Origin of the sequence: Paraburkholderia sp. PREW-6R, assembly GCF_039621805.1 — a bacterium.
GTDB lineage: Bacteria > Pseudomonadota > Gammaproteobacteria > Burkholderiales > Burkholderiaceae > Paraburkholderia.
The window spans coordinates 1,799,842-1,818,226 of sequence record NZ_CP155074.1; the positions used below are offsets into that span (position 1 = coordinate 1,799,842).

Genomic DNA, 18,385 nt, shown 5'->3' on the forward strand with positions numbered 1-18,385 from the left:
CGCCGCTACATGACCCTTCAGGTCCAGTAGCGACGGAACTGCCTGTTGTAAATGATCCGACCATCGCGGCCGTATAGCATTGGCTGGATGAACATCGCGCCTTGCCGCTTGTCGGCGGTGACCGTGCACTCCTGACGCGCCGCTGCGCCCTGATCGACAAGGTGCTGCATGGCGTCCCGTGCATAGCCGCCTGCAGCCTCGATGACCTGGTCGGTTAGTGGTTGGCGATAAAGCGTCCAGAGCAGACTTCCGACAGGAAATGGGCTGTAGACATCGCCCCACCATCCGCGTCTGTCTTCCGGGTTATCCAGAAACGGTGAGTCGGCAGGCGCGCGTGCCTCTGTCAGCAGCTGGATGATGACTGCGCTATGTAGCTGGTTGCCAGCGGCAAGGTCGCCGTTGCTCACCTGCCAGTCGGGGACGTTCGAGAAATCCGCAGCACCGGTCGGATCCGGCATGGCGACGAAATCCCATCCGTCGCCGTAAGTGGGAGAGCATCGAATCATTCGGGACCGTCCGATTCTTCATTTCCGTGCTGCACACCGCCGTGCCGATGCTGCAGACCGGAGACGGCGCCGAACTTCACGTCTGTGTCGCCTGTCACCGTGCCGCTGGCCGTGATGTCGCCCGTCACATTCTGGTCGCCGGTCTGCGCAAAGTTGCCTTGCAGAGTCAGGTCGCCAGTGATGCGAAGATCGCCAATCAGGTCAGCACCCTGCGGCACTTCAATACGCAGCGCTTCTCCGAGCAGCTGAATGGTGCCGTCATTCCTGAAGTGCAGACGGTGCGGCCGCTGCGAGTTGATGTATGTGTAGAGCGCCACCTCACCATCGTCGACCACGAAGCGAAAGCGGCGATCGCCGACGACCACGACGACGTTATGCGACTCGTCACCGTCGATGCATTGAGCGACGGTTTCGGCACCGATCTTCGGCGTGGCGGCCAGGCCGTAGGGCTCGATCCATTCGGCGGTTTTCTGCTGGTCAGCCAGACCCGCGAGCGTCACGACCTTGTTCGCTGCCTGCGTTATCCCAACGACAAAAGCGCGCCGGAACGTCGTTCGGGCACGCTGCACTACCTTTCTCATGACTCACCTTTAGTCGGGCTCTAACGATGCCACAGCACTGACTTGGTTCCCGTGGCTCCCGTGGCAGAGGAAGCGGCTACCGGCTCGGGGCTGTACGCCCCCTGTGGCGCGAGCTCCATCTCCGTCACGGTGCCCGATGCATCCTTGCGGAATTCGACACTGGCGATCAGCAGCTCGTGATCAAGATTCAGACGTTCATCGGTCACGCGCACGAGGCGGTTGACCTGCCAGAGCGTGCCGTCTGGCGCATGGAAGCCCTGAACGATTACCTTCAGGTTGATCGACTCGCCGAAGTCGCGCGCCATCTGCCACTGGACACGCTCAAGCGTGGCGCCATGGTCACACGGACCCTCAGGACGAACGATGCAAGGTCGATAGCGGCCTGTGCGCTTTCCAGCCGGACTTACGTAGTTCGAGATCTGCGCGTCCGTGACGGACGCTGACGGTGCCAGATGCGCCTGTGCCTTTTTCACGTAGGCCGCGTGGTCCGCATTCGTCCACGCTACCGCAGACGCCCCAACATTTCCGAAATGAGGGTCGCTCTGCTGCCCTTTGCCAATGTACTGGGAGAAGCGCTTGGACCAGTCGAACTTGGCGGCTGCGTGCTTGAAGGGAGGTAGTTTGAACGAATAGCGGTCGCTGCCAGCGCGGGCAATCTGGAGATCTCCATCCGCGCGGCTGAAGACCAGAAGGCCCGACAACTTGCACAGCCTTTCGATTGTGTCATACGCTTTTTCTCCCTGATTTATCTCAAAGTTTCCAATACGCGACTTGCCGGCCGACAGCTTCTTGCTAGCCTTTTTCAACGTCGCCCGGCCCGCCTTGTTGAACGTTGCGTTCGCAACGCGGCTCGGCGTGTCGTCATCCGTTTGCGCATGCACCGCGATGCCATATGGCTTGGCAATTGCGCCAATGATCGAAAGCGCATCGGCGCCCCGGAAGTTGCCACCGGGCACCACCGTCGACGAGTCGATCAGATCCCCCGCGCGCGAGCGGCCGCATACATTGATCTGATGCTCGGTATCCGAGATCGAGATCTCGAGCGCGTCGACGAAGCCTGTGCAAACGAGTGTGCCATCAATGAACAGCCGCGCCGCGGCGCCCGGCTGAATTCGCCACGCCTCGGTTCGCCCGTACCATTTCTCGGTGACCTCAAGTCCGAACGCAATCGCCCCCTGCTTGATCGCCTGGGTGACTTTGACCGACTTCCACCCTTCGAATGTGAGGCCGTCCACCTCAAGCGTGACAAGGTTCGGAAAATCAGCTGGTTGCGTTGCGGGCATACTGTATTTGCGGAGGAAGGAAGGATCCGTTCATTGCGCCGTTGCGGTCGATCAGTTCAAGCGCCCGCGTCGGATCCTCGTAGAGGTCATATGCGACCGACAACGACGTTCGTCTCACGGTCCCGTTGAGCGAATCCAGCGGCTGCAGATCGTCCGACGCGGTCGCAAACTGCTCGCCGACGTAACGCAACATATCAGCCAGCATCGCGTGAATTTCCATCTGCTGATCGTCAGCGGCCTGCGCCTGTGCATCGACAACACGCTGTGCAAAATCGTAGCGTGCTGCCATTGCGCTATCGCGATCCGGATAGGACGCGGCGACGACGATCTTCGCTAGCTCGCCGATTGCCGTTCGCGAGATCAGTGTCTCGATTGCCTGCGCTGCACCGTTCAAAAGACTGATCTGTGCACTGGCTCCATCCACTCTCGGCAGCGCTATATGGGCGGTGTCTCGCAGTGACTGCATGAGCGACGCCGCCGGCTGGAACAGAGTCACAGGTGACGCCTCGGTGTCGGGCGATGACGCGCCGTTCAGCGTGGTTTCGGGCTGGTCGATCCTTTGCTCATAGACGGATGTCAGACCCTGAACCAGGCTCACGAGCGACATTGCGGTGTCGAGCGTACCGAACGAGCCCGGCGCGAAGTCCGACGTCAATGCCATCAACCCGCGCAGATCAAAATTCGTCGCAATGAACGACAACGTGTGCGCGTATCCCACCCACGTCACCGCCGTAGCGAGATAGCTATCCACGGTCGTACGAATATCGCGCGCCATGTCTCCGGATGTGATCGCATCGAGATAAGCCGCAATCGACTGATCGCCCAGCGCCTGCGCCTTGTCGGCAATCATGCCGCTGTTGTTCGTGACCTGCAGCGGCGACGCTTCGCCGCCTTCGCGCACGAATTCGAGCGACACGTCGAAGCGGCCAAGCTCATCCTTCGAGCAGCGCATGTCCCACGTAGCGACGCGCGCGTTGATGTACCGTCGCTCGAACGGATGATAGAGAGACCCAGGCCCGGGCTGCCTCAATGCCGCAAGCAGTGCCTCGCGCTTGCGTTCAAGATCTGGCTCGGTGATGTAGCCTTCGAGCTTGATCTTTTCAGCGCCTTTGCCGAGATCCTCGTTGCTCCATTCTTCACGGTTCGGGTATTCGTGCGTGACTACACGGCGACCGCCGGCGTCCGACAGGTCAGCCGTCTCAAACTCGATCCCCCGGAATGAGCCCTTCGTCAGGTAGGGCTTGATGATGTCGGTCATGGTGTCACCATCGACACGCCCGTGTCACCGACGATTCGCGGCGCGCCTGTGCGGTCCACTCCGGTTTGATTGACCTTCAGACCCTGATCGGCGCTGATGCGAACGTCGATACCGAGCTTGCCTTTCGTGTCGACCTGAACCGGCCCGCTGAGCTTCACTTCCTGCGGACGTTCTGACATCGTTTTTGCTGCGGGCCGCTCAAGCACGCGCGCGTTGTCGCGTGCGACGTCGCCTTTGCGGCGCATGTCATCCGCCGTGACCATCTTCGACGGATCGAAAATATCCTTGAGCGGGTCCATCAGCTTGTCCCCCACGCCCTTGAAATTCTGCCCCATCCGCTTTCCAAGGTCGTCGCCTGCGGCCTTTGAGTCGAAAAGAGCCTTGATGCCACCCATGAAGCCATCGCTCCGGAATGCACCCACCACGCGGCTGATCGTATCGAAGATCGTTTCAAGCCAACCGGCCAGGTAGCGAAACGGCACGGTCATCAGCGTCACGCCCACCTTGATGCTGTCCAGTGCTATGCGCAAACCGTTCGACAGACCCGCAAGCAGCGACATATGGTCGGATGTCTGGCCAAACAGATCACCCAGGCCGCTGATCGAGGGGAACATGCCAGCGAAGGTATTCCACAGTTCCTTCGCGATGCCCCAGACCTCCGAGAACGTGTCTCTGCAGACCTGCCAGACACCACTGCCAAAAGCAGCGAGTAACGGCTCCACCGCGTTGTACAGCCCGACCATGGAATTCCAGACCTTCATCACAACCGGTTCGATCTTGTCCCAGTTGTAATAAACGAGGGCTGCGGCGGCACCGATGGCCAGCAACCACGGACTGGCGACCATCAGCAGACGCATCGCGCCTGATACGCGAGTCACACCCACCGACAGAATCTCCATCATCCGTCCGGATACAGCCGCCGTTACGCCTACCTGTCCGATCTGCGCGACCAGCTTGCCGCCGGCCAGAAACGCAAAGCCCAACTGCGCGAGGCGCGCTGCAGCCGCCATCGCGACCAGCCCCGATACGGCCACCAGCAACGCACTTGCGAACTGGAAAATCTGGGGATGGGCAGCCCTGAATGCACCAATGTTGTCTGCGAGTTTCGCGATCTTCGTCCCAAGCAGCTCCATCTTGTCGGCGAACAGGGTGACCATGAGGCCCTGCTTGGCAAATTCGACCTTCTTCATTGCCCGCTCATAGCGCTGCAGCTTTTCGATCTGCTCCTCGGACATTACGCCCCCGGTGCCGTCCGCCTGCGCAAAGGCTCGGCGAATGCCGTCCTTGCCCTGAACGAGCAATGCTGCGACCTCGCGCGCCTTCATACCGAAGAGTTTTTGCGCCGCATTGTTCTCCTCGGTTTCAAGCGAGTCCGCGAGCGCCTTGTTGCCGCCGGCACGCAACTTGGCGATACGGTCCACGTGTTCCTTGAATCGCGACGCCACATCCATGGCAACGTCAGTGATGCCGCGGGTGTTACCCTTCGCGTCCCGCACTGACACGCCCATTTGCTTGAACAGTTCAGCCTGCGCCTTTGCACCGCCGTGCGCGACCTCGAAGACCGTCTCATTCATCTTGGCGACGCCCTTCGTCATCATCTCGGCATCGACACCGGCCTGTTCCGCCGCATAGCTCCATAATTGCAGATCCCGGGTGGACATACCCAGCCCGATGGCCGTTCGGTGCAGGTTTTCGGCTTTCTCTGCCAGCGATCCCATCACCTCCGCGGTGCCACCAGCAGCGAGCGCAGCGCCGAGTGCACCCACTACGCCAGACTGCCCCCAAAGGCCTTTCGTATGGCTCGCGATTTCCTGCATTTTCGCGCCGACGGTACTGGCCATGTCGTTCATGACAAACTTGGTCTTGTCATGCACTTTTCTGGCCATGTCGCCAAGCCGTGCTGCGACACGCTCACAGGTCGCAGACACGGTTTCCGATGCCGTAATCTCGACCTTGGACTTGAAGCTGGTGCCCATCAAAACTCCGGATCTTTGGGTCGATTGCGATCAGAGTGCCGAACCGCCCGCGCATGCAATCTCACAATGCGCGAGAGCGGTGAATCAAGGACGAAGCGCGGCTCCATCCTGACGCTGAAAAGAAGGTCGTCGATGACTTCGTCCAGATTCTTCGGCATTACCCTAAAAAAGCGAACATCTCATCGGTGACCGCACGGATGTCCCTGAGGGGCATTGTCACCAGAAGGGGCCGATGGATCTGGGTGACCTCGGCGACATAGGAAAGCAGGCGTGCACGATTGAGCTCGATGCCGCTCTGCTTGCCGTCGATCATCAGCATGTGATACGCGTCACCGATTTTCTCGTAAGCGGCACCACTCGGCTCCCTGAGAGTCAGCGAACCGTGCTGCTTGCCGTTCTGGTCGATGACCGGGCGGGAAAGTTTGACCACTTTCTCGTCCTGGCTTTGGGATGCGTCGCTCATTATTGGCCTGCTCCATTAATCTTTCGCACGGTCTGGCATGCAATCTTGAAATCGCTGATTTCACCTTTTTCGGTGTTCAGCTTCGGCGAACCGACGATGTGAGCTTTGGGGAAAACGAACGTGTCCCCGTTCACGAGCTCGATCGTGCAGGGCACATCACACAGCGTGTAAAGCGCCTGCAGATCGATGTCACGGGAATAGGACAGCGTGCCGCTCGCACTTGCCGGGACAGGCTTCTGCGTGATGTACACCGTACCATCCATGTTCGCTTCGACCGACCGCTCGAAGTTCAGCGGCATGATGTCGAACGCTCCACGTGCGGACACCTGCTGGCCGTTGACGGTCAGATAGAACGTGCCCGCAATTGCGCAACCGGACATATAACTCTCCAATAAAAGAAACTGGCCCGCGTGACGGGCCTTCGTGAAATCAGTTCGTGGCTGGGTACTGGTTGTAGAACTGAACCAGAATCTTTCCGATACGCCACTGGTTCACGAAGTCCGGCGGCAGGATGATGTCCATGCAGTTCGGATCGGAGTCACGCTGTACCAGCAGCAGGTTGGCGAACTCATCGACGTTCTCGATCACGTTGAGATCGGCCAACTGGTCGGCCAGCGCAATCACGTGAGCGCGGATAATGCTCGGCGTCACCGCGTACTGACCGGGAAATACCGGATTGCCATCATCCTTCAGGGCGACGCGCGGGAACGCTGTCATGATGCCGGTGTTCATGTACTCGATGAAGTACATGATCTGCGCCATCGTGTTGATGTCGAGATACGAGTTATCCGCGGCGCCCATGCCGTTGACCTGATAAGTCGTCAGCAGACGGTCCAGGCGGACGACTCCCGCCTGATCTACGGTCGTTGCACCGATGCCCTTGTAGTACAGGGTCTCGCGCACGTTCTTGTTAAAGCGATCGGCGATCTCCGGCGCGTAGATGCCCGGCAGCTCAATGGTCTGCTCAGGGCGCGACAGCTCGGGCGCATCGGACAGATGCACGAGCGCGTACGCGGCGAGCGCGGCGGACACCTCCCACGGAGAGCTTGGCGTGCCATACAGGCCAAGCACCGACAGGTGCTGGTCGTTATTTGTGCCGCCGAACTGCACCAATTCCGCCGGAGTATCGGTTGTGCGGGCCGAAAACGCCTGCCCGTAGACCATCCGCATCGCGGCCCACCGGCCATTCATGTCATCGAAAAATGCCCGCGAAGTGGCGCGGCTGATGACATCCGTATACGGAAGTGCCACCCACTTGTAGGGCTCGTCACCGAGCGTCGCAAGCGCTGCCGTCATGTCGGGGTTCGATGCACCCACAACGGTTTGCGCTACCGACAGCGACACGCCTTGCACGGGCGCGCCCACCTTGTTGTAAGTGACACGAATATCAATCTCGCCGGCCGTTTCGCCTCCGTGATTGGCGGTCAGTGTCACCACACCAGCGTTGGCGCTGGCCGAAACCTTGGCGAGGGGGTCCGCATTGATCGCGGCTGCGAGGCCGCTTGCGACAACGGCTGCCGTGTCGTTGAGCAGTACGGCAACCGCATACTGCACGCCACCGATAAATACGCCGGCCGTGCCTGGGCTCGTCAGTTCCGTGTTATCGACCGTGCAGGTAAGCGTCCAGACGCTCTTGATCGCCGCCGGACTATCCTGCAAGGGCAACGCCCACATTTCGGCGAACCCGCTTTTCTTGCGCACGATGCGCACCATGTCGGCCAGCATGGAATCAGCACCAAACAGTGCCGCCTCGTTTCCGATGATCTGAACGGGCTCACCGGGTGTTGCCGATCCGCTCCCGGCCATCTGACCGATGAGCAATACACGCTCGGCGCTCTGGAAGTATCCCGCCTGGCTGTTGTCGACGCCGAAATACAGGAACGGTACCCGAACGCCTTGCGGCAGACCCGGGATCGTGATGTCAGGCATGTGTCTCTCCGAAAAAGATGATCCGGTGTTTACGAGGCGGCGGCACCGCCCGCCGGAACGGGTGCAGGCTTGTTACCCGCAACCGCAGGCGGCTGGATTTCGACGACATCACCGAATCGCAACAGCTGCAGGTAGTAGGGATTCACCGGCACCTCCTCGCCTTCGGCCCGCATCTCACGGTAGGCGCGTTCAGGCATCAGCACGACGCCGCGCGTCGGCTTTACAAATTTTGTCAGCATGAGTTACTCCGAGAATCCCGGATTGAATTGCACGAGGTTGTCGCCGCGCTGCACGCCAACTTTCGTACACGTAATGACGGGAGGACCAAGACATTCGCCAGCGATGATCTCGGGCGGAAGACAGTTTTCAACGTAATGCACGGTCAGCGAAAAGCGGCGCATTCCGATACGAGCCTGCCGCTCACTGTCAACGGCACGGTTCGACTGGTACTTCGAAATACGCGTCACGAGCCGCCGCCAGCCCGCAGGATTTCCGCTCGCGTCCGTTATTGCCTCGCGATACAGCCGGACATCCCACAGGAGCTTTCGCCGAACCTGTTCCTCCATCTGGTCGAGCGCCGACTCAGTGTTGAAATCAGTATTCAAGCTAGCGAACATCTCGATATGGAGCACCAGATCGACGTGCGAACTGTAGTTGTTGGTCATGCCTGCGCCCAAGTCGCCGTCCTCCGCGTCCGTGTAGACGGAAATGGCAGGCAGCTCGTCGTCTTTTTCAAGCAGTTGCAGCGGCTCCGAGTGACTATCGAACACTCGGTCGCCAGCCAGTGTCAGCCCGGTTGCGCATGAGCCTGTCTCCAGAGCCGTGGACGGGTCGGACAGAATCGTGACGACAGCTCGACGGATAGCAGTTCGAATCAGCATGACTGACCACCAGGACAGAGAAACGACGCCAGATCGGTATAAAAGTCTGCATCGCTGCCACCGGAGATTCGCAGCAGTTCAAGCCGGATTTCCCCCCACGGATTGCGCTTCACGTCCTGCACTTCGAAGAGGTCGCCGCGCACAATCATGATTGAGCCGGTGCCGTTACGCGCATGCCCTTCGGCATACTGCTTGTACTTCTGTGCGGGCACCGTAAAGTCGGCGTCCAGTCCTCGCAGCTTGGGGTTGACCTCGGAAATCTGAAGGTCGGCAACGCCCAGGTGAAGGTCGTCCGGAGGCGCGATGTAGTGCATGAACACCCAGTCGTCGGCACCGTCAGACGGCCGGTGCTTCACCCACTCACCGAACTCCTTGAGCTGCGCCCGCACGGCCGCAACATAATGCTGCGCCCACCCCCCTGTGTATCCCTGAGGCACCCAGGCCGACCCCATCAGGCCTCCTTCGATGGCTCATTCAGCGTTACGGTTGGTCCCTTCGGCGTGGTGACGACCGGCGCCGGAGCCGACTTGGCAGCCTCATCCACCGCATGGCCTGCGTCGATCAGCGCCTTCGCCAGTTCCTTGTCTTTCGGATCGAACCGTTCGTTCGGCAGGATGTACTTCTCGACACCGATGTGTCGATGGCCGGTGACATTCCCGTCTTTATCCTTGACTTCGACGACAGGACTTTCGATTTTCAGGCGACGTTTTGCGATCAGCATGTTGGACTTCCTTGAAGACAGCGGGCATCGCGCATTGGCGCGGCGCCCGGTCGGAATTAGAGAACCTGCGCGCTGACAGTCGCGTTAGGACGGACCGGCACAACGAGCGGGGCCGATTGAGTGAGCAGGATGACCGCGCTCGGGTCGAACTCCTCTTTCATCTTCGCGAAGAAACGCTGCGGCAAGAGAGAGGCCACATCCTGAATCGCGCCGTACGCCTGAACACCAGCAACGCCGGTGTCGCCGCTTGCCACCATCGTGACGGTGCCTGGAGGCATGTAAAGCGACTTGTTGCCAAGCTCATCGCGATACCAGTCCTGATAGACCCAGATGTTGAAGTTGCCAAGCTGGCCCTTGTACAGATTGCGCTTCTGGACCGAGGGCAGGACGTTGGGCAGCGGGCCACCGAGATTCTGGTACCGCTTGAACATGTCGGTGAACTGCGGATTGTTTTTGACCGCCTTCCACACGTCCGGCGTCATGATCACGTCGGTGCCTGCTGCGCCGGTCAGCTCCAGGATGAGCATCGACCACGTTTCGAGGTCGTCGAGCGGCGTCGCGGTGAGCTGCGACCATAGCGCACTGCCCGCCAGCACGATGCTGTTGCCCGGGTCCCGACCGAAGTCGACGGTGACGGACGGATAGCCGTCGCCCACGACCGTGACCTGACCAGTGACCAGTGCCTGCGCCGCCATCCATTCAAGCCGTCGCTCGATCGCACGCAACTGCTTGGCGAGGCCGCGCATGACTGCGAGCTGGAATCGCTCCTGCGGCGAGAGCGTGCCTTGCCCCAGCGCCTCGCCGGCCGCCCGCTTCATGCCCTCGTCAGGCGTGACCGTCATCTTGGGCTTCACATACGCAGGCGTGAAGGCCTGCACGATGCGCCCCTCGCGGCGCATCGGCTTGCCAGCGACATTCGGGCTGACGAACGGCGCGATGCTTTCGTTTTCGGTCAGGCGTTCGAACAGGATTTCTGCGGTATCGAATTCATGGACGGTGCCGAAGAACGAATTGACGAGAAAATTCTCGGGTTCGAACACCGTCTGGATCAGTTCGGCGAGTTCAGCCGGGTCGTAAATGCTGTACGCGGACATGCGCAACTCCGATGCTTGGCGCCGGTTTTATCGACGCCCCAAAAAAAAGGGCTGCCCGAAGGCAGCCCAGAAGGGGATAGGGTTGACGACCGTTGGTCAGGTCATCTTTCTGAGACGGATGTTGCCCGCGCCGTTAAGCGCACCCTTGGCCGTCAACAGATCGGCCGACGAAAGCGGCACACCCGCCATCGTGACAGCGAGTTCGTTGAAATCGCCTTCGCAGTACACCTGCATCTGGTAATTGCCCGTCGCCTGCGCGCTCGCCTGCGCTGCGGTGATGGTGAACGGGCAGATGAAACGAGCTGTATCTGCCGCCGTGGCGGGCGCAACCGTGTTCGTCGACGCGGTGAAGGCGAGCAGGTCGCCGCGGTTGTAGGCGACACCTCCCGTCAGCATGACTTCAGCTGTGCGCACGTCCCCGCCGACGACCAACTGGTCCGGCGTGAAGGCAAACTCGCTGCTCGATGCGCTGAACGGGTTCAGCAATGCGGGATCGCTTTGCGGATAGAAATCCATTTGCTACTCCTGTGATTCGGATACTGACCGAAAGCGGCGCTTATGCGCGCTTGCCGTGAGACTTCCAGAGCGCAGAGGCGCCCTGGATGCGCGCTCGCTTTGGATCGACAGTGCCGCGTCCCTCTGCCTCGGCTTCCACGCCAGCAGCGACGGCCAGCTCAGCCAGTGAACGCCCCGTTGCAGCCGTTTTCGGGAAGGTGGCGAGCAGACTGGCCGCCGTTTCCGGCGTCATGCCGGGCGTGAGCGCGAGCGTCCTTGCCTGTGCCGAACGATCAGCTGCTTCTGCGTGCTCGAGGATGGCACTGATGCGTGCGCGCTCCGTCTCCGCACCTGCTCTCATCCCTTCCGCCCGCGCCTCTTCTGCGAGGCGCATTGCTTCAGATGCGGAAATCATGTCTTGAGCCGGCGCCGGGGCACCAGCGTTTGGCATATTCATACGAACGCTTCCTTGTGTGCCGCCCGGTCGGGACAGCTGGGTTGAAAAAACATTGAGCGCATCCGAGAACGGCATCACGGCGTCAGCCAGTCCGGCAGACACCGCCGCCGAACCGCGATATGTGCGGGCCTCGGTGTTGAGCACTGTCTGAACATCGATGCCGCGTCCCGCGGCTACGCTCGAAGCAAACAGCGCGCGCAGATTCTCGATTTCGGCCTGCCATTCATCGCGCACAGCGGCCGGCAACGGCTCATATGGATTGCCGTCCACCTTGTTTGCCCCCGCATGTATCAGCGTGACCTTCACGCCCTCATCCTTGAGCTGCTCGCTGTAATCGGCATGCGCGACAAGTACGCCAATGCTGCCGACCTCGGCGGTTTCAGTAACGATTACCCGGTCAGCCGCGCTTGCCAGCCAGTAAGCAGCGCTCGCCGCGAGTTCGTTCGCGTGAGCCCACACTGGTTTTGCTGAACTCGCGATTTTGGCTGCCAGATCATTAACGCCCGACACCTCACCGCCAGGCGAATTGATGTCCAGCATGATTCCCCGCACGTCGGGATCTGCCATCGCGCCCGCAAGCTTGGCCTCGATACCGTCATACCCCTGCATGCCGGACACGGGATCAAGACTCGCATTTTTGTGCACCAGCGTGCCGTCCACCGGAATGATGGCGATTCCGTTCTGCACATCGTAGGCGCGGTACCCGCGCGAAGCGTCGTATGCGGTGAGTGAACCAGCGATCGCCGATCCCTCGAGCGTCTCGCCGGACGGAGTCACGAGCTGGGTGATGTTCAGACGCGGCGAAAGAGCGGCGAAAAAAAACCGGGCATAGCCGGGTTCGAGCAGCAGCGGACGATTGAGCGCCCGCGCCGCAATATGAGGATAGCTTCTCATTCGGTTTCCACAGTCAACATCTGCAGTGTCAGCGGGTCAGCCTCGCCGGCATACGGGTCGGTGAGCGGCATGCCGAGCTCTGCCATCTTTTCGCGCTCACGTGCACGCTGTTCAAGTGAATCCTCCCAGTTGTTACCCTGGTCACCGCATACCTCAGACAACGTCGTCTCGCCTGTAGTCAGCTTGGTCTGATTCGCCTTCGCCGTTTTCAGCTCGTCGATCACCATCTTTCCTGCGCCAATCCACGACGCCTTCGTCAATGCAGCGCGCGCCTTCCAGTAGTCGATGCCCTTTGGCGGCAGGACGCGGCCGCGTGTGATGGCTTCGTCCAGCCAGCATCGGAACATCAGCGTGGCGAGACGATCAACAAAACCGGCGCGCTTACCCGTCACATATTTCCACGCGACATCGATCGCCGCCCGCGCGCTGCTGTACGTGACCTTGGAAAAGTCACCCGTCATTTCCTCATAGCTCGTGTTCAGACCGCGCGAGCAATGTCGCAGCATCCAGGCGCGGAACACCTCGGAATCCGCATTGGGATGACTTGGCGAGGGGAATTCCAGCGACTCGTTGGGGAACAGGTGCGGGATCTTGACGCCGTCGAACGTCAGGTTCGTGCCCCGGTGATACGCTCCCTGAGCACCGAGGAAATTCTTCAGCTGATCATTGAAGTCGCCGGTGAGCGCCTCCATCGCCGACTTCGCACCGAACTCCGACTTGATGACCATGGCATATGTCGTCGAAATGATCGCGGCCTCAAGCTCGGCATCCTCGAACCGGTCAAGCATCTTCATTTTCTGAATGATGCTTGCAAACTGGCTGAATCCCCGCGTCTGGTTGGCCCGCTCGGCCTCGAACACGTGAATGATGTTGAGATCGCCAAACCGGTTGTATTTGGGATAGCGGTCCCACGTGTACGAGCCCATGCTGTAATCGATGTCCTGCTGGTGCCGGGTCCTGATCCAGTACGCTGCAGGTGCACCCCACGCGTCGAGCTCCACGCCCGCGCGCATCCGGTCGACGTCCATTGTCATGTTGCGATTACACATCCGCTCCGGCTCAATGGTCATGAAGCACGTCGAATAGCCCACCGGACTATTACGCCACTCGCGGGAAACGATGGCCTCGCCCTGGAGCATCTCCGTACCCACGCACTCACGCAATATCTGAGTGAATGTCCGGCGCCGCGTTGCATCGATAAAGCACTCTGGATCATCGGCGTAGAGCCTGAACTCCCGTTCAACAGAGACGGCCCAATCGTTCGCTTCCTTGAACGTGAGGCCCAGCACTTTGTATTCAGGTCGCAGCTGCAAGCGATAGTTGGCGCCGACAATGCGATCCTTCTGCGACTGCAATGCTCCGCGCGCGAAGCCGTTGTTTCTCGACAGATCATGCGCGCGGCCCTCGACGATCGCCTTCTCGGGCAGCATGTCGCGGTCCGCGCTCTTAAGCGACGGCCGCCAGTGGGCCAGCTCTCGGCTGACACGTTGACCCGACTTGAAGGCGGCCGCATGCGGGCCTGTACCGTCGTCAAAGCTGCGGATAGGGCTGCCCTTGTGATCGAGAATCTGGATGGTCATGCTCAGTACCAGAAAGTGCGGCGCACGGGAAACGAGCCTTCCCAGCCACGATCGACGAAGTTAGGCTGAGCCGCGCGGCGGTGCGCGGGCACGCCGAGCACTGAGAGGCTAGCTTCGCACGGACAGCGCTGGTTGAGGTTGCGGATCAGCTCGAGCAGAGCAGGCTGGTTTCGGCGTGAGTACTCGGTCTCACTATCCATCGACTTGATCTTGACCACGTCAAGCGTTCCCGCCATCAACGCGATATAGGCAGAGATGGCACTTGCCATCATTTCTTCGCACGACGGCAGCGCAACTGGCGCCGGTGCACAATTGGGCGTCGTTGGATCACTCATCCGTTCATATTCCTTGCCAGTGCCTCGAAGGCGGAAAATTCATCTTCTGTTGGCGCCGCACGGCTCGCTACGGGCTTCGCCCAGTGCGGCGGTGCGGACCAGTCGATAGCTTCGGCATTGAGCATGATGAAACCCGCGAGGTTGTAGACCATCAGGTCGAGCGCCTCATTGCCTTGACTGCGGCTTCGCCGACGCCAACCGTCAGGCGTGCGGACTTCCGCAGTCAGCTCCTTATAGAACCATCCGCCGAGCCAGTCGGGGAAATGGATGTAGTTCGGCCCGGGTTCTTCGCGCGTCAGCGCACGATCGATTTCGTCCTTAAGCACGTCCACGTTGAGGATGTAAAGCGGCACGCCCGCGCGTTTTCCCTCCGTCGTGGAGCGCGCGCAACGCGGTTTCGATTTGCGGGAGTCCCCCTTGATCAGCATGACGCGCGCGCCTTTGCCAAGCTTGTTCAGCCGTCGCCAGTACGCGTATGCGTTCTCCGTCGCGTCGTCCGATCCGCCGGTGTCAATCAGGACCAGCTTTACTTCCAGCGCGTTGCCCGCAGCATCGCGATAGCTCCGCTCGATAACCTTGTCGAGCATGTGCCAGTCTTCCGCGTGCGTGAAAGGCTGAATCCGTTGCGGCCGACTGTCATCGCCCAGGCGGTCGGAGTCGGATACATTGAAGCGATCAACGACCCAGCGCTCGCCATGTGGTCCCCAACCAATGACCTGAACAACGAAGCGGTTTTTCTGCTGGTCGATCGCCATGGTCAGGAACCGCACGTCACCCCAGAAGCAACGCTTCTCGACTTTCTCCGCGCGCGCCTGATAGATGTCCGGATCGGCAGCGACCGTCGCCACCTTCGGCATGAACGGAACGCCCCAATCAACGTTTAGCGTCGCCTTGAGGGACTCCGCATTGCCGGTCGTCTCTTCGTTCCGCTTGGCCTTTAGGTAGTTGGTGACCAGGCTCGACCAGGACTGGAATGCTGCTGCCACGCCAAACATCCAGAACGATGCAATTCTCGATCGCCGCGGCGTGCCGGTTCGCCAACCTTCCGCAAGCCAAACGCCCGCCTTGTTCATCGCATACTTGTTACGCTCATCAATCACCGCGCCGCACTCAGGGCAGATGACGTGGGCGGTGGCTCCCGCCGCTTCGGGATCCTCAATCGAACGATCCCAATGCAGCACACTGCGCGGATGGTCTGGCCAGCTGAACGCCTCGAACAGATCGTCGCAATGCGGGCACTTCCAGTACCAGCGGCGCCGATCGCCGCCGTTGTACAGCGCAAGCGCGCCATCGGTAGGCGGAGCCTCATGATCCGTTTTCGCTTTCCACTCGGGATCGAGAATCTCGAAGCCGGGTGACGTTTCGACAAGCGTCATGCCGCCGGACATGAAGGACGTCGTGCGCTTGCGCGCCAGTGCGAATGCACCGCCCTCGCCTCCCACGTCCTTGGGATAACCGTCATAGTCCGTCAGGGCTACGCGCGGGATATTCTTGCCTCGGAACTTGCCCGGTGTAGGCCATCCGACGCTGAGACTGTTGCCCGCGCGAAAGCGCTTGTCGAAGACGTTGTCGTCATGCCCGAACGGCGAGAGCCGACTACGCATCTCGGGGCTTGCGTGCACCATGCGGTCAACGCGGTTCCTGCTAAACGTCCGCGCATCATCTTGGGTGACATGCACGATCATCATGTCTGCGGGATCATCGACCACGGAATAGACGAGCCATCCTTCGACCAGTCCCTGCGTCTTCCCGCTTTGTGCCACGCCAACGAAAATCACGGCTTCAAGATCCCGGCGTGTCAGGCAGTCCATCGGCGTCACGACGTACGGCGTGCGCTCCGGGTCCCACGGCCCCTCATAACCACCGGGTGTGCTAATCCGCAGATTTGCGACTGCGCTTTCGCTTACGCTGTCCCGCTTCGGGGGCAGCAGACTCTCCAGCGTCTCCGCTGCCTCTCTCCGCCCTGACGACAGGTTGCTCGTCGGGTACGACGACTGATACCGCATTCTTGTAAAGCTCCCCCCGCAGGTGCGAAATCTTGCGGGCAAGTTGGACTACCTGTTCGGGGGACAATCCGGCCGACTGCTCCAGCACGTCAGGCAGCGTGTTCAAAAAGGTGGCGAAGAACTTGGAAAGCTCGGCCATCTGCTCGATGTGCTGAACGACGGGCATCAATTCAGATTCGAGCTTTGCCAGTTCCAGATCGTTGATCCGGGTTTTGCTCCTCAGGTTATCGATCTGCGCCTGCTTGTACGGATCATCGACCTCGGTCTGCGCGACATTCTGCTTGTCCAGCTCGCGTCGCCACAGATTGCCGAGACTGCGGCCAGCGAAGTACCGACCTCGCCCAGCTTTGACCGTCACTCCTTCTGCCGCGAGTCGGATCACCTGCTCTCGCGACGAGTACGGCCCGAACTTCGTAAGCCAATGAACGCTCACTTCGAAGTCCGCGTCCGCGCCGCTTGCCTGGTCGGTCATATGCGCTTTCCCCGGATTTGCCAGTCACAAATCCGGGGGGGCAAAAGCCCCTGCGTAATCACAAACTGCGCAAGTCCCAAATCGCTGCAACCCATATGCACAAAGGCTTTCGGCGATTGTTTCAATATTCGTAAAAGCCGTTTTGTGATTGTGACTGGGCTCGTTTTGAGACCAAAAATTACTTAAATACCGCGGTTGCCGCTTTCCCCGCGATTCGTGACTGTCGCGGAAAGGACCCGCGATGATTTTGGCGCTGCAATACCATCAAAACCGCCGTTGAGCGGTCCATGCATCATTGGCAACACCCCGCACACAAACACCCGACCAGGCCCGCTTAGAGCCTGTCGTGGCGCCTGCCTATTCGCCGCTTGCGTGCTTCAATTAGTTCTGCTCGCGATGCGCTCTAACTCCGCCCGGAGCTTTGTATCAAAGTTTGCACGAATCGTTGCTTCGACCGATGGCTGCATATGCAGTCGTTCCTTGATTCGCACCTGCGGCTTCAGAATAAAAAGCGGTACTACGCCTCGCGGATTACCCGATTCACGAGCCACCACTGCGAGGTTGCCTGATCTGAGCTGCACTACGAACGCCTTGTTCCTCGCAATCAGCGCGCTTGCACGCATGCCCTTGGCAATGACTTTCGAAGGCGCACCGCCGACCGGGATGGCAAGATAGGGACGCCCTTTCACCTTCAGGCTTTCGCGCCCCTGATTGCCAGCGATTCGCGTCGTATCTTCGGTCTGTTCGCTAGTCCACCAGTCCTGCGTGCCGACTGCGCCTGTCAACCTCTGTTTCGATGCCTTCTCGATCTGGATACCAGACTGCGTGCGCTTGTTACGCAACTGGAACGTGCCAGGCAACGTGTCGTTCCGAAGGGTTCGCTGCGACTGGAACAGAACCGTATTGATTGCCTGCGCCGTGGCGTACGGCAGATCAGCAGACAGCATGCGATGCCTCAACGCCAGTTTGTCGAAACTGGTTTCAACATCGAGCTTGATCATCGGCAAACACCGGAAAATTTAGCGCCCACAGATGTTGCGGTGTCACCCGCCGCATCGCTTCAGCTCGAAAGAGCCGCTTGCCGCCCTGAGCAAGACACCAGGCCAGCAATTCGGAACAAAACCATTTTTCGTCGCTTTGCCAATCGCGGTGCAAACCGATCCCGAGCAACGCACGCCAGTCATATGGCTTGCCGACCTGAGACAGGGCTGCTTCGGCCGCCGCGCCCTCATCAGCACACGGAATATCAACAAGCGAGATCCGCGTATGGTTGCGCACCAGCTGCTCGATCGACGTTACGCGAACGCCTGGCAACACAGCTTCGACGACGCGCTCACCATCGGGTAAAACCTGCGCGACATGCGAGAACTCGGACCATGTCGCGGCGCGGATGATCGCCGAACCGGGATCATCCGATGTGCAAAAAGCAATTTTCATATTTTGCGAGGCGTCAG

Annotated in this window: 21 protein-coding genes; all 21 read right to left on the reverse strand. The window is 60.1% G+C overall.

Annotated elements, in window-relative coordinates:
- Positions 1-17 precede the first annotated feature (17 nt).
- The 21 genes from AAGS40_RS23180 to AAGS40_RS23280 all read right to left on the reverse strand — a co-directional run bounded on the left by AAGS40_RS23180 (position 18) and on the right by AAGS40_RS23280 (position 18,368).
- Complete coding sequence (locus tag AAGS40_RS23180; RefSeq protein WP_345815254.1) at positions 18-506, reverse strand: phage GP46 family protein; 489 nt, start codon at positions 504-506, stop codon at positions 18-20.
- On the reverse strand, positions 503-1,087 hold the full coding sequence (locus AAGS40_RS23185) for a phage baseplate assembly protein (RefSeq protein ID WP_345815256.1): 585 nt from the start codon (positions 1,085-1,087) through the stop codon (positions 503-505). The genes AAGS40_RS23180 and AAGS40_RS23185 overlap by 4 nt, the downstream gene beginning before the upstream one ends.
- Positions 1,088-1,107: 20 nt before the next feature.
- Positions 1,108-2,370, reverse strand: coding sequence for a phage baseplate assembly protein (locus tag AAGS40_RS23190; protein WP_345815257.1), 1,263 nt, complete (start codon positions 2,368-2,370; stop codon positions 1,108-1,110).
- Positions 2,348-3,628, reverse strand: coding sequence for a DNA circularization N-terminal domain-containing protein (locus tag AAGS40_RS23195; RefSeq protein WP_345815258.1), 1,281 nt, complete (start codon positions 3,626-3,628; stop codon positions 2,348-2,350). The genes AAGS40_RS23190 and AAGS40_RS23195 overlap by 23 nt, the downstream gene beginning before the upstream one ends.
- A complete protein-coding gene (locus AAGS40_RS23200; RefSeq protein WP_345815261.1) occupies positions 3,625-5,604 on the reverse strand; it encodes a hypothetical protein in 1,980 nt (659 codons plus the stop codon). The genes AAGS40_RS23195 and AAGS40_RS23200 overlap by 4 nt, the downstream gene beginning before the upstream one ends.
- Positions 5,605-5,761: 157 nt before the next feature.
- A complete protein-coding gene (locus AAGS40_RS23205) occupies positions 5,762-6,067 on the reverse strand; it encodes a phage tail assembly protein (RefSeq protein WP_345815262.1) in 306 nt (101 codons plus the stop codon).
- Positions 6,067-6,447, reverse strand: a complete 381-nt coding sequence (locus AAGS40_RS23210) for a phage tail tube protein (protein ID WP_345815264.1) — start codon at positions 6,445-6,447, stop codon at positions 6,067-6,069. The genes AAGS40_RS23205 and AAGS40_RS23210 overlap by 1 nt, the downstream gene beginning before the upstream one ends.
- Before the next feature lie 49 nt (positions 6,448-6,496).
- Positions 6,497-7,996 (reverse strand): phage tail sheath subtilisin-like domain-containing protein, encoded by a 1,500-nt coding sequence (locus AAGS40_RS23215; RefSeq protein WP_345815265.1) that lies wholly within the window; start codon positions 7,994-7,996, stop codon positions 6,497-6,499.
- A gap of 29 nt (positions 7,997-8,025) precedes the next feature.
- On the reverse strand, positions 8,026-8,235 hold the full coding sequence (locus AAGS40_RS23220) for a hypothetical protein (protein WP_345815267.1): 210 nt from the start codon (positions 8,233-8,235) through the stop codon (positions 8,026-8,028).
- Between the two features lie 3 nt (positions 8,236-8,238).
- Positions 8,239-8,877, reverse strand: coding sequence for a hypothetical protein (locus AAGS40_RS23225; protein WP_345815269.1), 639 nt, complete (start codon positions 8,875-8,877; stop codon positions 8,239-8,241).
- The gene (locus tag AAGS40_RS23230) at positions 8,871-9,329 is read right to left on the reverse strand and encodes a hypothetical protein (RefSeq protein ID WP_345815271.1); all 459 of its coding nucleotides are present in this window, start codon (positions 9,327-9,329) and stop codon (positions 8,871-8,873) included. Before AAGS40_RS23230 ends, AAGS40_RS23225 begins: the two co-directional genes overlap by 7 nt.
- Positions 9,329-9,598, reverse strand: coding sequence for a hypothetical protein (locus AAGS40_RS23235; RefSeq protein ID WP_345815273.1), 270 nt, complete (start codon positions 9,596-9,598; stop codon positions 9,329-9,331). Before AAGS40_RS23235 ends, AAGS40_RS23230 begins: the two co-directional genes overlap by 1 nt.
- Before the next feature lie 56 nt (positions 9,599-9,654).
- Positions 9,655-10,692 carry a major capsid protein gene (locus AAGS40_RS23240; protein WP_345815276.1) on the reverse strand — a complete coding sequence of 346 codons (1,038 nt, stop codon included), beginning with the start codon at positions 10,690-10,692 and terminating at the stop codon, positions 9,655-9,657.
- Between the two features lie 96 nt (positions 10,693-10,788).
- Positions 10,789-11,208 carry a hypothetical protein gene (locus AAGS40_RS23245; protein WP_345815278.1) on the reverse strand — a complete coding sequence of 140 codons (420 nt, stop codon included), beginning with the start codon at positions 11,206-11,208 and terminating at the stop codon, positions 10,789-10,791.
- 40 nt (positions 11,209-11,248) lie between these two features.
- On the reverse strand, positions 11,249-12,421 hold the full coding sequence (locus AAGS40_RS23250) for a S49 family peptidase (protein WP_345815280.1): 1,173 nt from the start codon (positions 12,419-12,421) through the stop codon (positions 11,249-11,251).
- Between the two features lie 113 nt (positions 12,422-12,534).
- Complete coding sequence (locus AAGS40_RS23255; protein ID WP_345815282.1) at positions 12,535-14,118, reverse strand: phage portal protein; 1,584 nt, start codon at positions 14,116-14,118, stop codon at positions 12,535-12,537.
- Between the two features lie 2 nt (positions 14,119-14,120).
- Positions 14,121-14,453 (reverse strand): hypothetical protein, encoded by a 333-nt coding sequence (locus AAGS40_RS23260; protein WP_345815283.1) that lies wholly within the window; start codon positions 14,451-14,453, stop codon positions 14,121-14,123.
- Positions 14,450-16,264: a terminase gpA endonuclease subunit gene (locus tag AAGS40_RS23265; RefSeq protein WP_345816556.1), complete on the reverse strand. Its 1,815-nt coding sequence runs from the start codon at positions 16,262-16,264 to the stop codon at positions 14,450-14,452. Before AAGS40_RS23265 ends, AAGS40_RS23260 begins: the two co-directional genes overlap by 4 nt.
- Before the next feature lie 61 nt (positions 16,265-16,325).
- Positions 16,326-16,931 carry a hypothetical protein gene (locus AAGS40_RS23270; RefSeq protein ID WP_345815286.1) on the reverse strand — a complete coding sequence of 202 codons (606 nt, stop codon included), beginning with the start codon at positions 16,929-16,931 and terminating at the stop codon, positions 16,326-16,328.
- 377 nt (positions 16,932-17,308) lie between these two features.
- Positions 17,309-17,932 carry a hypothetical protein gene (locus AAGS40_RS23275; protein ID WP_345815288.1) on the reverse strand — a complete coding sequence of 208 codons (624 nt, stop codon included), beginning with the start codon at positions 17,930-17,932 and terminating at the stop codon, positions 17,309-17,311.
- Complete coding sequence (locus tag AAGS40_RS23280) at positions 17,913-18,368, reverse strand: YiiX/YebB-like N1pC/P60 family cysteine hydrolase (RefSeq protein WP_345815290.1); 456 nt, start codon at positions 18,366-18,368, stop codon at positions 17,913-17,915. Before AAGS40_RS23280 ends, AAGS40_RS23275 begins: the two co-directional genes overlap by 20 nt.
- Positions 18,369-18,385: the final 17 nt, after the last annotated feature.

Bases quoted from the DNA above. Each gene is read 5' to 3' on its own strand.
- AAGS40_RS23180 (WP_345815254.1), bottom strand. From the start codon at position 506: ATGATTCGATGCTCTCCCACTTACGGCGACGGATGGGATTTCGTCGCC.
- AAGS40_RS23185 (WP_345815256.1), bottom strand. From the start codon at position 1,087: ATGAGAAAGGTAGTGCAGCGTGCCCGAACGACGTTCCGGCGCGCTTTT.
- AAGS40_RS23190 (WP_345815257.1), bottom strand. From the start codon at position 2,370: ATGCCCGCAACGCAACCAGCTGATTTTCCGAACCTTGTCACGCTTGAG.
- AAGS40_RS23195 (WP_345815258.1), bottom strand. From the start codon at position 3,628: ATGACCGACATCATCAAGCCCTACCTGACGAAGGGCTCATTCCGGGGG.
- AAGS40_RS23200 (WP_345815261.1), bottom strand. From the start codon at position 5,604: ATGGGCACCAGCTTCAAGTCCAAGGTCGAGATTACGGCATCGGAAACC.
- AAGS40_RS23205 (WP_345815262.1), bottom strand. From the start codon at position 6,067: ATGAGCGACGCATCCCAAAGCCAGGACGAGAAAGTGGTCAAACTTTCC.
- AAGS40_RS23210 (WP_345815264.1), bottom strand. From the start codon at position 6,447: ATGTCCGGTTGCGCAATTGCGGGCACGTTCTATCTGACCGTCAACGGC.
- AAGS40_RS23215 (WP_345815265.1), bottom strand. From the start codon at position 7,996: ATGCCTGACATCACGATCCCGGGTCTGCCGCAAGGCGTTCGGGTACCG.
- AAGS40_RS23220 (WP_345815267.1), bottom strand. From the start codon at position 8,235: ATGCTGACAAAATTTGTAAAGCCGACGCGCGGCGTCGTGCTGATGCCT.
- AAGS40_RS23225 (WP_345815269.1), bottom strand. From the start codon at position 8,877: ATGCTGATTCGAACTGCTATCCGTCGAGCTGTCGTCACGATTCTGTCC.
- AAGS40_RS23230 (WP_345815271.1), bottom strand. From the start codon at position 9,329: ATGGGGTCGGCCTGGGTGCCTCAGGGATACACAGGGGGGTGGGCGCAG.
- AAGS40_RS23235 (WP_345815273.1), bottom strand. From the start codon at position 9,598: ATGCTGATCGCAAAACGTCGCCTGAAAATCGAAAGTCCTGTCGTCGAA.
- AAGS40_RS23240 (WP_345815276.1), bottom strand. From the start codon at position 10,692: ATGTCCGCGTACAGCATTTACGACCCGGCTGAACTCGCCGAACTGATC.
- AAGS40_RS23245 (WP_345815278.1), bottom strand. From the start codon at position 11,208: ATGGATTTCTATCCGCAAAGCGATCCCGCATTGCTGAACCCGTTCAGC.
- AAGS40_RS23255 (WP_345815282.1), bottom strand. From the start codon at position 14,118: ATGACCATCCAGATTCTCGATCACAAGGGCAGCCCTATCCGCAGCTTT.
- AAGS40_RS23260 (WP_345815283.1), bottom strand. From the start codon at position 14,453: ATGAGTGATCCAACGACGCCCAATTGTGCACCGGCGCCAGTTGCGCTG.
- AAGS40_RS23265 (WP_345816556.1), bottom strand. From the start codon at position 16,264: ATGGACTGCCTGACACGCCGGGATCTTGAAGCCGTGATTTTCGTTGGC.
- AAGS40_RS23270 (WP_345815286.1), bottom strand. From the start codon at position 16,931: ATGACCGACCAGGCAAGCGGCGCGGACGCGGACTTCGAAGTGAGCGTT.
- AAGS40_RS23275 (WP_345815288.1), bottom strand. From the start codon at position 17,932: ATGATCAAGCTCGATGTTGAAACCAGTTTCGACAAACTGGCGTTGAGG.
- AAGS40_RS23280 (WP_345815290.1), bottom strand. From the start codon at position 18,368: ATGAAAATTGCTTTTTGCACATCGGATGATCCCGGTTCGGCGATCATC.